Annotated in this window: 9 protein-coding genes; 1 reads left to right on the top strand and 8 read right to left on the bottom strand. The window is 75.2% G+C overall.

What is annotated here, in order from left to right; genetic code table 11:
* Positions 1–111 precede the first annotated feature (111 nt).
* The 6 genes from ACIOFR_RS13165 to ACIOFR_RS13190 form a co-directional block, all read right to left on the bottom strand.
* Positions 112–912, bottom strand: coding sequence for a GntR family transcriptional regulator (locus ACIOFR_RS13165; RefSeq protein WP_400995778.1), 801 nt, complete (start codon positions 910–912; stop codon positions 112–114).
* A 475-nt stretch (positions 913–1,387) separates the two neighbouring features.
* The gene (nudC, locus tag ACIOFR_RS13170) at positions 1,388–2,320 is read right to left on the bottom strand and encodes an NAD(+) diphosphatase (protein WP_400995780.1); all 933 of its coding nucleotides are present in this window, start codon (positions 2,318–2,320) and stop codon (positions 1,388–1,390) included.
* 81 nt (positions 2,321–2,401) lie between these two features.
* Positions 2,402–3,802: a dipeptidase gene (locus ACIOFR_RS13175; protein WP_400995782.1), complete on the bottom strand. Its 1,401-nt coding sequence runs from the start codon at positions 3,800–3,802 to the stop codon at positions 2,402–2,404.
* Positions 3,803–3,932: 130 nt separating this feature from the next.
* The gene (locus tag ACIOFR_RS13180; RefSeq protein ID WP_400995784.1) at positions 3,933–6,788 is read right to left on the bottom strand and encodes an FtsX-like permease family protein; all 2,856 of its coding nucleotides are present in this window, start codon (positions 6,786–6,788) and stop codon (positions 3,933–3,935) included.
* The gene (locus ACIOFR_RS13185; protein WP_400995786.1) at positions 6,785–7,543 is read right to left on the bottom strand and encodes an ABC transporter ATP-binding protein; all 759 of its coding nucleotides are present in this window, start codon (positions 7,541–7,543) and stop codon (positions 6,785–6,787) included. Before ACIOFR_RS13185 ends, ACIOFR_RS13180 begins: the two co-directional genes overlap by 4 nt.
* A 90-nt stretch (positions 7,544–7,633) precedes the next feature.
* Positions 7,634–8,236 (bottom strand): PadR family transcriptional regulator, encoded by a 603-nt coding sequence (locus tag ACIOFR_RS13190; protein ID WP_400995788.1) that lies wholly within the window; start codon positions 8,234–8,236, stop codon positions 7,634–7,636.
* Between the two features lie 64 nt (positions 8,237–8,300).
* Here ACIOFR_RS13190 and ACIOFR_RS13195 point away from each other — a divergent pair, with 64 nt between their 5' ends.
* The gene (locus ACIOFR_RS13195; RefSeq protein ID WP_400995790.1) at positions 8,301–9,281 is read left to right on the top strand and encodes an endonuclease/exonuclease/phosphatase family protein; all 981 of its coding nucleotides are present in this window, start codon (positions 8,301–8,303) and stop codon (positions 9,279–9,281) included.
* A gap of 21 nt (positions 9,282–9,302) precedes the next feature.
* Here the strand turns inward: ACIOFR_RS13195 and ACIOFR_RS13200 are convergent, their stop codons facing one another.
* Complete coding sequence (locus tag ACIOFR_RS13200; RefSeq protein WP_400995792.1) at positions 9,303–10,496, bottom strand: PP2C family protein-serine/threonine phosphatase; 1,194 nt, start codon at positions 10,494–10,496, stop codon at positions 9,303–9,305.
* 190 nt (positions 10,497–10,686) lie between these two features.
* Positions 10,687–13,884, bottom strand: coding sequence for a UvrD-helicase domain-containing protein (locus tag ACIOFR_RS13205; protein ID WP_400995795.1), 3,198 nt, complete (start codon positions 13,882–13,884; stop codon positions 10,687–10,689).
* Positions 13,885–13,904: the final 20 nt, after the last annotated feature.

Below are 13,904 nucleotides of genomic sequence, written 5' to 3' on the forward strand. Positions count from 1 at the left end.
GCACCCCGTCCGCCCCGGCGGCGGGTGCGGGGCCGCGGCGTCGACGGGCCCGCGCACGACGCGTCGGCGGGCGGCCGGCGACCCGTCGGCGACCCGCGGGCCCCACGGCCGTCAGCGGAAGTCGTACGGCCGCCCGACCGGCTCGCCGAGGCCGTAGACCAGCCGGCAGCGGTCGGCCGCGTAGCGGGTCTCGATCACCCGGACCGGGCCGCGCCGGTCCGAGCTGACCCGGGTCTGCACCAGCAGCGGCACCCCCGGGCCGATCTCGAACCAGGCCGCCTCGGCCGGCCCCGGCATCCGGGAGACCAGGTGGTCGACCCCGCCGGTCTCGGTCCGGCCGATCGCGGCGAGCGCCGTCTCGTCCCCGCCGGGCACCGGTTCGGGCTCCATCAGCGAGGTGCCGGCGGCCAGCCCGGCACGGTAGTGGCTCTCCTCGATCGAGTACGGCTCGCGGTCCGTCATCCGCAGCTGGCGGCGCACCACCACGGCCTCGCCGGGTGTCAGGCCCAGCCAGGCGGCGATGTCCGCCCGGGCCCGCACGACGAGCATCTCGAAGTCCACCGTGAGCCGGCGCCCGGCCGCCCGGGCCTCCGTCGTGTAGACCTCCGAGGGCGCGGCCAGCGAGTCCCGCTGGCCGGGGACGCGGGCGGGCGCGTAGGCCCGGTGGTCCAGCAGCGGCTGCTGCTTCAGATAGGTGCCCTTGCCCTGGAGCCGCACCAGCCGGCCCTCGTTGACCAGCAGGTCGACCGCGAGCCGGACGGTGTTGCGGGCCACGCCGTAGTGGTGCTCCAGCTCGCTCTCGACCGGGAGCTGGGCGCCGCCCTGCCACTCACCCGCCTCGATCCGGCGGCGCAGGTCGGCCGCGAGGCGCTGGTACTTGGGGGACGGCACGCCGCCGCGAGGGATTGTCACCCGAGAGAATCTAGCCATTCGGCTTGCGCCGTTTCAGCGAAACCCGCCAATACCGGCCAGGCCCGCCGATTCCGGGCCGCCCGCCGCCCGGCCGATTACCGTCGAATTCGCCGCGCCCCGGACGCCCGGGCCGACGGGGCGGCGCCTCCCGCAGCAGGCCGCGGGGGCTCCCGACCCTGCCGCGCACGGGCCCACGGCCGCTCGGCGACCGCCCGGCGCGCGGTCCACGCCGCTCCGCACACCCGATGCCGTCCGCGCGTACCGGGAAGGACTGTTCGAGTACACCCGGTCTCGGCGCCGACCGGAAAACGATTGCGAGCACCGACAGAAGGGGCGCACGGATAAACCCGTGCGCCCCTTTGTACGACCATGCTTCCGAAATGTTTTCGAAGCGGCCCCGAATGCCCGCCGCCACCGGCGAGGCACCGGCGGCACGCTACCGGCGAACCATCAGCGGCACGCTAGCGGCGAACCACTACCAGCGCGCCGCCGCCGGCAGCGGCTCGCCGAACCAGAGCTCGACCAGGTGCCGGGCGATCGAGATCCCGGACGGCGGCAGGATCTCGCCCGCCGCCATCCCCGCCCGCAGCTCCTCGCGGGAGAACCAGCGGGCCTCCGCCAGTTCCTCGCCGTCCACCGTGATCGTGGTCCCGCCCGGCTCGGCGGTGCCCATGTACCCGAGCATCAGGCTGGACGGGAACGGCCACGGCTGGCTGGCCACGTACCGGACCTCGCCGACCCGGACGCCCGCCTCCTCCAGCACCTCCCGGGCCACCGCCTGCTCCAGCGACTCGCCCGGCTCGACGAAGCCAGCCAGGGTGGACCAGCGGCCCTCCGGCCAGATCGCCTGACGGCCCAGCAGGCAACGGTCCTCGCCGTCGGTGATCAGCATGATCACGGCCGGGTCGGTACGGGGGTAGTGCTCCGCCGCGCAGGAGGTGCAGCGGCGGACGTGCCCGGCCCCGGCCTTCTCGGTCGGGTGGCCGCAGCGGGAGCAGAAGCTGTGCAGGCGGTGCCAGTGCTCCAGCGCCACCGCGTGCACCAGCAGGCCGGCGTCACGGTCCGAGAGGGTGGCCCCGACCTCGCGCAGCCCGGCCGGACGGGCGTCGCCGTCGAGTCGGCCCGGCAGGCTCTCGCAGGCCAGTCCGAAGTAGGAGACGCCGTCCTCGTCGGTTCCGAGGAAGTAGCGGTCGCCCGTCTGCGGCGCCTCGAAGGAGGGCAGCAGGACCAGCTCGCTGCCGTCCTCGGTGTCGACCACGAAGGCCTCACCGCCGGAGATCGGCAGCACCTTGGTGCTGGGGTGGCTCCAGGCGGCGGCCAGCCAGGGCTCGTCGAAGCGGTGCTGTGCGGCCCGGTCCACCCCGGCGCGTGCCAGGGCCAGGTGCTTGCTGTCAGGCACGCTGCTCAACTCGGTCCATCCCGTTCGGATCGTCAGGGTCGGTGATCATCGGTCTCAGGAACATCCGGGTGCCGCGGGACGCCCGGGCGCTCACCCGCGCGGCCAGTTCTCGGCGAGGTCGCCCCACAGGTACGCGGCGGCCTCCACACCCTTGCGCAGCAGGTCGAGCTCGACCTTCTCGTTGACGGAGTGCCAGCCGTCCGAGGGCACCGAGATGCCCAGGAACAGCACCGGTGCACCGAGCACGTCCTGGAGGTCCGCGGCCGGCCCGGAACCGCCCTCACGGGTGAAGAGGATCTTCTGTTCGAAGGCCCGGCCCATCGCCCGGACGGTGGACTGCAGCGCCGGGTGGTCCAGCGGGGTCAGGCACGGGCGGGTGGCGCCCGGGAAGACGATCTCGTGGCGGATGCCCTCCGGCACCCGCTCGGCGACCCAGGCGCGGACGGCCTCGCGGACCTTCTCCACCTCCTGACCGGCCACCAGCCGGAAGGACAGCTTGAGGTGCGCGTCGGCCGGGACGATGGTCTTGCCGCCGGGGCCGGTGTAGCCGCCCCAGATGCCGTTGACCTCGGCGGTCGGCCGGGCCCAGACCCGCTCCAGGGTGGAGTAGCCCTTCTCGCCCCGGGTGCCGTACGACTTGGCCACCCGCAGCCACTGCGCCTCGTCGAACGGCAGCTCGGCGAAGAGCGCGCGCTCCTCGTCCGTCAGCTCGACCACGCCGTCGTAGAAGCCGGGGATCGCCACCTTCCGGTCGGCGTCGTGCAGGGCCGCCGCCAGCTCGGCCGCGATCGCGGCCGGGTTGGGCACCGCGCCGCCGAAGGAGCCGGAGTGGATGTCGGTGTCGGGGCCGGCCAGGTCGATCTGGCAGTCCGCCAGGCCGCGCATGCCGGTGCAGACGGTCGGGGTGTCCTCGGCCCACATCCCGGTGTCCGAGATGACCACCACGTCGGCGGCCAGCCGCTCGGCCTCGCGGCGGACCAGCGCGACGAAGTTCGGCGAGCCGGACTCCTCCTCGCCCTCCACCAGCAGCTTGAGGTTGACCGCCGGGGCCGTCCGGCCGGTGGTGGCCAGGTGCGCGCGCAGGCCCAGGGTGTGGAAGAACACCTGGCCCTTGTCGTCGGCGGCGCCGCGGGCGAAGAGCTGACGGCCGATCACGGTCGGCTCGAAGGGCTCGGTCGCCCAGCCGTCCTCCTTGGCGGCCGGCTGCACGTCGTGGTGCCCGTACACCAGCACGGTGGGGGCGTCCGGGTCGTCGGACGGCCACTCGGCGAACACGGCCGGGAGGCCGTCGCTCTCCCACACCTCGGCGACCGGGAACCCGGTCTCGCCCAGCTTCGCCGCCAGCCACTCCGCGGACCGGCGGACCTCGCCGGCCAGGCCGGGGTCGGCGGAGACGGAGGGGATGCGGAGCCAGTCGGCCAGGTCCTTCAGGAAGCCGGCCTCGTGCTGGTCGATGTAGGAGCGGACGGCGCTGTCCGGGGTTTTCGTCATACGGACGACTTTAGTTCGCCGGGGTGGGCCGACGCCCACGGCCTCCGGCCACCGGCCCCGTAACCTCCGTCACTCGACGGGGGTCCGGGGCCGGCGGCCGGAGGCCGTGCTCCATGCAGCGGTCCGGGGCTCAGGCCTCGCGGCGGACCATCGCCAGCCGGGACCGGGTGAGCGCCATCGCCAGCAGGGTCGCCAGCAGCGGCAGCCCGATCAGGGTGATCGCGATGTTCGGCCAGGGGAAGGCGATCACCGCCTCCTTCACCGGGCCGCCCGACATCGCGCCGCCCGCCGGGAGCGCCTCGATCTTGCGCAGCGCCACGGCCGGGACGATGCCGGCCAGCGTGCCGAGCACCGCGCCCATCGCCGCGATCACCCCGCACTGGAACCCCGCCAGCCGGCGCCGGATGCCCCCGGTGGCGCCGACCGCCGAGAGGGTGGCCAGGTCGCGCTGGGAGTCGGCCGCCGCGAGGCCGGTGGCGATCCCGGCCGCGCCCAGCGCGACCAGCGCGGCGAAGCCGGTCAGGCCGAGGGAGACCAGGGTCCGGCTCGACCGGTAGCCGCGCTCGACCCGCACGTCGACCGAGTCGCTGATCCTGGCGACGGCGGCCATCGCCTTCTGCTCGGCACCGTCGCTGGGGGCGGCCTCGGGCAGCCAGACCGAACCGGTCGCGGTCGTCTCCAGGCCGAGGCGGCGGGCGGTCTCCGGACCGATCACCGCGCCCATGCCGGGCGTGCCGGCGCTGACCAGCACCGCGTCCACGGAGACCTGGTGGACGGTCGGACGGTCCCCTCCCGGCACCCGGATCGGGCCGCTCGACCGGGAGTCCGCCGAGCGTTCCGTCAGGTCCAGGGTGATCCGGCCGTCCTGGACGAAGAGCGGATCGAAGACCACGGCCTTGCCCTGGGCGAGCGCCTGGGCCGCCGCCGGGTCGTCCACCCCGAACAGGTTGTGCAGCACGGTGGCGTCACCGACCGGCACCTGTCCGAAGTCGGCGCCGCCCATCGGGAAGTCGCGCCGGGAACAGCGCGGGTCCTCGGCCATCACCCGCTCGTACTCCGGGGCGCCGAACGGGACCGGCGTCTCCCGGTCCGGGTCCGTCATCGGGCAGCGGCGCTCCTTGGGGACGGAGAGCGAGACGCTGCCGCAGTCGCCGCCGGACCGGCAGTCGCCCTGGTAGCTGGTGGTGAGGACGTCCGCGCGCGGGCCGAGGTCGGGCATCGACTCCTCCACCGCGGCGCGCAGGGCGGGCAGCTGCGCCGGGTCGGCGTCCGGGCCGTAGCCGATGGTGACCGCGACCGCGCCGGCCGGCGCGACCGCCCGGTACTCCTGGCGTCCCTCCTGCTCGGTGCTGGCGGTGTAGATCCCGACCGCGACCGAGCCCGCCACGGCCGCCATCACGGCGGCGACCGCGGGGGCGGTCCGGCTGCGGTGGCGGACGGCGTCGCGCAGCGCCAGCCGGGGAGCGAGCGGCAACTGCCGGCCCAGCCGGCCGAACAGGCCGACCAGTGTCGGGGTGAGCGCCACCATGCCGAGCTCCGCGATCATCGAGCCGCCGAGCACCGAGGTGGAGAGGCCGCCGACACCGGTGCCGACGCCCAGCAGGGCGAGCGCCGCGCCGCCGGCCACCATCACCAGGCCGAGCACGGCCAGCCTGCGGCTGGCGGACCTGATCGAGCCGCGTCCGGTGAGCGCCTCCACCACGTCCTGCCGGGACGCCTGGACGGCGGGCACCACGGCCGCGAGCAGGCCGGTGACCAGGCCGACCGTCGCGATGGCGAGCAGGTCGAGCGGCTGGATGCCGAGATGGCCGAAGCGGGTCCCGCCCTGCACCTCCAGCCAGGACCGGGTGGTGACCACCAGGACGACCGCGAGCACCACGCCGACGACCGCGCCGGCCAGCCCCAGCACCGCACCGCCGCCGAGCACCACCGCCCGCACGTGCGCCCGGTCGCCGCCGCCGGCCGCGAGCAGGCCGAGCTGACGGCGCGAACGCCGGGCTCCGACCGCGAAGGCGGGTCCGGCCAGCAGCACGATCTCCAGCAGTGCCATGCCGACCACGGTGCCCAGGATGACCAGCCCGGCCGGGTCGATGCCGCCGCCGTTGCGGTCCTGCTGGACGTAGTACGGCACCTCGGAGCGGGCCGGCGGGTGCATCAGGACGGTGCGCGAGGTCGCCGCCAGGCCGTACCTGTTGAGTTCCAGCACCTTGGACCAGTCCAGCCGGGCCCCGGGCGGGAGCCGGACCAGCCAGTGCCCGGTGCCCGCGCGCTCGTCCGGTCTGGGCTGGGCGCCACGGAGCGGCTCGATCAGCGCGCCCGGTCGGCCGATCAGCTCGGCCGTCCCGAGCGAGTCCGGGTACTCGACGGCGGCGGTGATGGTGAACGGCCTGCCCTCCAGACCGCGCAGCGTGGTGGTGTCGCCGACCTTGAGCTTGGCCCGCTCCAGGAAGGCGCCGGTGGCGGCCAGTTCCTGGGGTGCGGCGGGCGGCCGGCCCGCGGTGAGGTTGACCCTCCCCCGCCAGACCGGGTCCGTGAGGTCGGCCTCGGAGGTACCGGCCCGGAGCCGGCCGTCGCGGCTGGTGGCCGAGGCCCCGGTGCCGTCGGCGACCGGGACCAGCACCGTCCCGGCCGGGAGCAGTTCCCCGGCGAGCGCGGCCGGGTCGGTGGTGGCCTGGCTGCGGAGCTGTTCGGGGGTCGGCTGCTGGCCCTTCTCGGGGCCCACGCTGGTGCGGCCCTGCGCGGCGTTGGGCTCCTGGAGCACCGTGCTGCCGAGCTGGTCCGCGTACAGCATCGCGTCGGCGCGGCCCATCAGCCGGTCGGCGACCTCGGACGGGCCGAGCTGGGAGCTGCGGAAGACCACGTCGGCGCCGGCGACGCCGAGCACCGGGAGCGCGATCATGGCGAGGACCAGGGCGCTGCGACCCCTGGCCCGCAGGGCGTCGCGGCGGGCGATCCGCAGGGTGGCCCGCCAGGCGGTGAGCCTCACCGCTCCCCGCCGCCCTTGACGCTGTTGGTGGCCGCGGTGAGCAGCAGGCTCGCGGCGTCCTGCCGGGCAGTCTCGTCGACCAGCCGGCCGTCCCGCAGGAAGACCACCCGGTCCGCCCAGGCGGCGTGCCGGGCCTCGTGGGTGACCATCATGCCGGCGGCGCCGGCGTCGCAGCGGGCCCGGAGCACGGAGAGCACGGTCTCGCCGGTGGTGGAGTCGAGCGCGCCGGTCGGCTCGTCAGCGAGCACCAGCCGGCGGTCGCCGATCAGGGCCCGCGCGATCGCCACCCGCTGCTGCTGGCCGCCGGACATGTCGTCGGGGAAGCGGTCGGCGAGCTCGTCGATGCCGAGCTCCTCCAGGGCGGCCACGGCCTCGCGCCGGGCGGCGCGGGCGGACACCCCGTCCAGCTCGCGGGGCAGGGCGATGTTCTCGGCGGCGGTCAGGGCCGGTATCAGGTTGTAGTCCTGGAAGACGTACCCGACCGAGCGCCGGCGGACCTCGGCCTGCTGCTTGCGGGTCAGCTCGCCCAGGGCGACGCCCTCGACCAGCACCCGCCCGCCGGTCGGCGAGTCGAGGCCGCCGGCCAGGGTCAGCAGGGTGGACTTGCCCGAGCCGGAGGGGCCCATCACGGCGACCAGCTCGCCCGGGTGCACCCGCAGGTCCACCTTCCTCAGGGCGTGCACCTGGGCGGCGCCGTGGCCGTGGACGCGGCTCACCTGTTCGAGGTGCAGCACCGGCGCTTCGGTGTGAGTCATGGGCGGGTTCCCCCTGCGCTTGGTGGTGGGTCGGTTCGTGGGTGCTGTCGGCCGGACGGGGCCGGCGGGGCCGGGGACGCGGCGGGGCGGTCAGATCCGGGAGCGGCGGCGCCCGGTCGGCGCGGGCGCGGCCTCGACCGCCTGCGCCCGTTCCCGCTCCTCCTCCATCCGCTGGACCAGCCGGGTCTCGCAGTGGTCCAGCCAGCGGATCTCGGCCTCGGTCTGGAAGATCAGCTGTTCCAGCACCAGCAGCCAGGCCAGGTCGGAGTGGCGTCCGGTGTCGGCGGCCAGCGCCTGCCCCTTGAGTCGGGTGTAGTCCTGGAGGGCCTTCATGCTGTGCCCGCGCTGACCCTGGACCACGGCCGGGACGTCGACGCCCGGCACGGTCACCGCCATCGCGAGCTTGATGGCCAGTTCGTCCCGGGGCGGATTGGTCCGCGGCACCGGACTGTCGAACCAGCGGCGCAGTTCCGCGCGTCCTTCCTCGGTGACGGCGTAGAAGAGGTGTCCTTCCTCGTCCTCGCCGGCCGGGACGACCAGGCCGTCCCGTTCCAGGCGGCCGAGCGTGGTGTAGACCTGACCGACGTTGAGCGGCCAGGTGGCACCGGTGCGTGCCTCGAACTCGGTACGGAGCTGGTAGCCGTAGCGCGGGCCCTGGTCGAGCAGGGCGAGAAGACCGTGGCGGATGGACATACCACGTATGTATACCCGGTATGTGCAAACTGCTCAAGCCCGACACCCGGTACCGTCGTACGGTGTGAGCCAGCTGCGCATCGCCACCTTCAACCTGTTGCACGGTCAGCCCCTGGCCGCCGACGGCAGTCCGCTGCCGTTCCCGGTGGACACCGCCGACCCGGGCGGACCGCTCGGCGAGGCCGTCGCCGCGCTGGACGCGGACGTGCTGGCCCTCCAGGAGGTCGACCGCCACCAGGAGCGGTCCGGCCTGGTCGACCAGAGCGCCGTCGCGGCCAAGGCGATGGGCGCCTCGGACTGGCGGTTCGCGGCCGCCGTGCACGGCCGCCCGGCGCCGGTGGCCGGCTGGCTGCCCGACCCGGCCATGAGCGGCCTCCAGGTCTACGGCCCGGCGGAGGTCGACGCCGCCACCGACCTGCCCGCGTACGGCACCGCCCTGCTCACCCGGCTGCCGGTGCACCACTGGCGGGCCCGCCGGTTCGCCCCCGCGCCGTTCGGGCTGCCGCTGCGGGTGGCCGGCCGGCGTGGACTGACCCCCGTGCCGGACGAGCCGAGGGCCGCGCTGGCGGCGGTCCTGGAGGGGGCGCACGGCCCGTTCACCGTGGTCGCCACCCACCTGTCCTTCGTGCCGGGGTGGAACGTCGCCCAGCTCGCCGGGATCCGCCGGTGGATCTCCGACCTCCCCAAGCCCTACCTGGTGCTCGGCGACTTCAACCTGATCGGCGCGGTGCCGCGCACCGTGCTGGGCAGCGCCAGCGCGCTGGAGCGGACCACCTCGCAGGAGCGGATCCGGGAGATCCGGGCCGCCCGCCGGGCCCGCGCCGCCCAGCCGGGGCCGCGGCGGCGCAGGGTGCGGGAGCCGCGCCCCCGCCTGCAGGGCTGGTACGACCTGGCCCGCACCCCGACCTACCCCTCGCACCGGCCGGCCGTGCAGTTCGACCACGTGCTGGCGGTCGGCGTGCCCCGCCGCGCGGTGGGCCCGGCGGCCACCCCGCGCACCGCCGTCTCCGACCACCGCCCGCTGGTGGTGGACGTCACGCTGTGACCGGCCGGGCCGGCCGCCCCCTCAGGGGGTGACCGCGCCCGCGGCCTGCTGCCCGCCCTGGTGCGGGAGCCGGCACCCGGTGGGCTCGTACTGGAGCAGCAGCATCGCCGCGTCGTCGCCGAGCTTGTGGCCGACGTGCCGCACCACGTCCTCGTGCAGCCGGCGCAGTACCTCGACCGGGCCGCCGACGGCCAGCCGCGGCAGCCGCTCGCCGAGCGGGTAGAAGGCGCCGCCCCCGTCGCGTGCCTCGATCACGCCGTCGGTGTAGAGCAGGACCCGGTCGCCGGGCCGGAACGCCACCCGCTGCACCGGCGGCCGGACGTCGGCCGGGTCGAGCACGCCGAGCGGCGGCACCGGCTCGGCCGGTTCCAGCAGTTCGAGCTCCCCGTCGGTGCGGATCAGCATCGGGCCGGGGTGGCCGCAGTTGACGATCTCCGCGCTGCCGTCCGGGCCGACGCCGATCAGCACCAGGGTGACGAACTCCTCCTCCACGCCGGGGTGGTCGTTCTCGTGCAGCGCGCGGTCCAGGCTGACGGCCAGCCAGCCGGCCACCCGTTCCAGCGCGGGCTCCTGGTGGGCCGCCTCGCGGAAGGCGCCGAGCACGGCCGCGGCCGTCTCGACCGCGTTCAGCCCCTTGCCGCGGACGTCGCCGACCACCGCCCGGACGCCGTGCCGGGTGTTCACCACCTCGTAGAGGTCGCCGCCGATCGAGGCGTGCGCCGCGGCCGCCGCGTAGTGCACGGCGGCCCGGACGCTGCCGACCCGGTCCGGGACGGGGCGCAGCAGCACCCGTCTGGCGATCTCGGCGACCAGCTGGGCCTCGGCCAGCGCGCGTTCCTGCCGCAGCCGCAGCGTGGCGCTGACCCAGCCGATCCCGGCCACCAGGGCGATCGCCAGCACCGTGGCGGTGTGCACGGACTCGCCGAGCACCTGGTTGTAGGCGGCCATCAGCACGGCCACGGCCTCGGCCACCGCGCCGATGAACAGCGGGTACCAGGTGCGCCGGCTGACCACCGCGGCGAGGGCGGGCACGGCGGTGAGGGCGGGCTCCAGGGTCACCCGGTTGTTGCTGAACCAGTCCAGCGAGGCGACCAGCAGCATGCCGACGAGCGGCAGGGCGTGGGAGAGTCTGGGCCAGGTGCCCGTCGTCGTACCCGGGTGCGGCCCGGGGGCCGGCCCGGCGATCCGTTCTCTGATCCATCCGGTCGCGCTCAACGTCGGTCTCTCCAGCGAAGGTGGCCGGTGCCGGGGGACACCTGCAGTGATGACGGAAAGTCAGGGACTGCGTCCCTGCCGGTGGGTCGGCACACGGACGTGACCGGTTACCGACCCCACAATAGGCGCGAAACGTGCACAGCGCACGGGTTTCACGCGATCCCGTGACGACTTGGATGCTCTGAGTGACTCATTCTTCACTATTCCCGATCAGAAGCCGGGTCAACTCTTTTCGGTCGGGAAGTCCTGACGGTCTTTCGACCCGCCCGCTGCGGACGTACAGGAAGGAAGCCGTGACCTGCTCCACCGGAACACCCACCTGCTCGGCCCAGGCCACCCGGTAGATGGCCAGTTGCAGCGGGTCGGCCGTCTCCTCCCGGTGCGTCTTCCAGTCCACGACCTCGTAGCGTGACGACTCGGGCGAGCCCGGGCCACCGTCACTCTCCCGGTAGACCGCATCGATCCGGCCGCGCACCACGCGCCCCGCGAGCATCAGCTGGAAGGGCGCCTCGACCCGCAGCGGCCGGCGCGCGGCGTACGGGCTGCGCAGGAAGGCCTCCTTGAGCCGGGCCAGGTCGCGTTCGTCCTCGATGCCGTCCTCGTCCATCCCGGGCAGCGCGCCGGGCTCGATCAGCATCAGCGGCTCGATCCGGGACTGCACCCAGGCGTGGAACCGGGTGCCGCGACGGGCGGCGGGCTGCGGCGGGCGCGGCATCGGCCGGGCCAGCTCCCGGGCGAAGCCGTCCGGGTCGGCCGCCAGCCGCATCAGCTGGGACGCGGACAGCGAGCCCGGCAGCGGCACCTCGCGGACGGTGCGCCGGGACTTCTCCAACTCGCCCAGCAGGGAGGTCAGGTCGCGGTCCCAGGAGGCCACCGTGCGCCGGCCCTCGGGGGTCAGCCCGGCCGGCTCGGGGCCGGGCCGGCCGGCCAGCCGGGCCTGCACCACCGCGGCGACCCGGCGGCGGGCGTCCTGCGCGCCGCGGTCCAGCGGGAGCGGCCACGGCGTCTCCACCGAGACCGTGAGCACCGGGTTCTCCGCGTCCGGCAGCGGCTCCTCGGCCCACCGCTCGACCTCGCCGCAGCCCGGCCGCTCGCAGAACTCCCGCAGCTGCCGCAGGAAGTCGGACGGCCCGCGGCGGCGCTTCTGGCTCGGCCCCCACCAGTGGCCGCTGGCCAGCAGCAGGGAGCGCGGCCGGGTGAAGGCCACGTAGCCGAGCCGCAGTTCCTCGGTGGCGGAGTGCGCGGCCATCTCCTTCTTGAACAGGCCGAGCTCCTTGGCCGTCCAGCCGGTGACCACCGGGAGGGTGGCCGCGTCCCCGCGCAGGGCGTGCGGCAGGACCTTCTTGGTGCTCGTCCACCGCTCGCGGCCCTTGCCGCTGGGGAAGGCGTCCTTCACCAGGCCGGGGACGGCGACCACGTCCCACTCCAGGCCCTTGGACTTGTGCGCGGTGAGCACCTTCACGGTGTCCTCGCCGCCCGGCAGGCTGTTGTCCAGCCCGCGCTCGTACTCCTGGGCGGCCCGCAGGAAGGCCAGGAACGCGGACAGCCCGGGGTCGCCGTCCAGGTCGGCGAAGCCGGCCGCGATGTCCAGGAAACTGTGCAGGGTCTCCCGGCGGCGGGCCGCCAGCGCCAGCGGGGAGGCGGCCAGCTCCACCTCCAGGCCGGTGGCGCCCAGCACCCGGTGCAACACGTCCATCAGCGGTTCCGCCAGCGAGCGGCGCAGCTCGCGCAGCTCGCGGGCGAGCCGGGCGAAGCGGATCTTCGCCTCCGCGGAGAACGGCAGCTCGTCCGGGGGCTGGGCCTCCAGGAAGGTCTCCAGCGCGTCCGCGAGCGAGATCACCTCGGTCGGGTCGGTCTCGGCCACGGCGGCGGTCAACGGGTCGCCGCCGGGCAGCCGCTCGGTGCGGACCAGGTCGGCGGCCCGGCGGCCGAGCAGGGCGAGGTCGCGCGGGCCGATCCGCCAGCGCGGCCCGATCAGCAGCCGGACCAGCGAGGCGTTGGCCGTCGGGTCCTGGAGCACCTCGCAGACCGCCACCAGGTCGGCGACCTCGGGCAGTTGCAGCAGCCCGCCCAGGCCCACCACCTCGACCGGCACCTCGCGGGCGACCAGCGCGGCGTGGATGTCCGGGAAGGCCGCGCCGCCGCGGCACAGCACGGCGATCCGGCCGGGCGCGGTGCCCGTCCTGACCAGGTGGGCGACCGAGTCGGCCAGCCAGTCGACCTCCTCCGCGTGGGTGGGCAGCAGCGCGCAGCGCACGAAGCCGTCCTGCTCCACGCCGGGCGCCGGGCGCAGCGCCTCGACCCCCTCGTGCATGGCGCGCAGCGGCGCGGCGAGCCGGTTGGCGAAGTCGAGCAGCCGCCCGCCGCTGCGGCGGTTCTCGCTGAGCGCGTACCGGGTGGCGGGGGTGCCGTCGCGGCGGGGGAAGTGCGCCGGGAAGTCGTCCAGGTTGGCGACGGAGGCGCCACGCCAGCCGTAGATCGCCTGGCACGGGTCGCCGACGGCGGTCACCGGGTGGCCCGACTCCTCGCCGCGGCCGAACAGCCCGGCCAGCATCAGCCGCTGGGCGACCGAGGTGTCCTGGTACTCGTCCAGCAGGACCACCCGGAACTGCTCCCGCAGCAGCCGGCCCACCTCGGGTCGCTGCTGGGCGAGCCGGGCGGAGGCCGCGATCTGGTCGCCGAAGTCCATCAGGCCGGCCGAGCGCTTGCGCCGGCGGTAGTCCTCGACCAGGTGCAGCAGCTCCTGCCGGGCCCGGGCGGCGGCCGGGACGGCCCGCAGGTCGTCGTTGCTCAGCCGCACCCCGGCGAGGGCGTCCAGCAGCTCCTCGTCGTACGCGCGCAGCGCCGCCGGCTCGACCAGGTGCTCGGCCAGCTCGCCGTCGAGCGCGACGAGGTCCGCGACCAGCGCGGAGAACGTGCCGGTCAGCCCGGGGAACGGGCCGCGGGCCGAGCGCAGGACCTTGGCGGCGAGCTGGAAGCGGGTGGCGTCGGCGAGCAGCCGGACGTCCGGCTCCATGCCCAGGCGCAGACCGTGCTCCTTGAGCAGCCGGCCCGCGAAGGCGTGGTACGTGGAGATCTCCGGCTCGCCGAGGGCGTCCTCCGCCGGTTCCAGCACCTGCGCCCGCAGCAGGGCCTTGCGGACCCGCTCGGCGAGCTCGCCGGCGGCCTTGTTGGTGAAGGTGAGGCCGAGGACCTGCTCCGGCCGGACCGCGCCCGAGCCGACCAGCCAGACCACCCGGGCGGCCATCACCGTGGTCTTCCCGGAGCCGGCGCCCGCGACGATCACGGCAGGCTCCAGCGGGGCGCCGATGGCCAGCATCTGCTCCCGGTTGAAGGGGATGCCGAGCAGTTCCTTCAGCTGGTCGGGGTGGGTGAGCACGGCTTGCACGCCGACAACGCTAGCCGCAA

This window comes from Kitasatospora sp. NPDC088346 (genome assembly GCF_044740765.1).
Classification (GTDB): domain Bacteria; phylum Actinomycetota; class Actinomycetes; order Streptomycetales; family Streptomycetaceae; genus Kitasatospora.

Coding starts and splice junctions, on each gene's coding strand:
- ACIOFR_RS13175 (WP_400995782.1), bottom strand. CDS start 3,802: ATGACGAAAACCCCGGACAGCGCCGTCCGCTCCTACATCGACCAGCAC.
- ACIOFR_RS13185 (WP_400995786.1), bottom strand. CDS start 7,543: ATGACTCACACCGAAGCGCCGGTGCTGCACCTCGAACAGGTGAGCCGC.
- ACIOFR_RS13190 (WP_400995788.1), bottom strand. CDS start 8,236: ATGTCCATCCGCCACGGTCTTCTCGCCCTGCTCGACCAGGGCCCGCGC.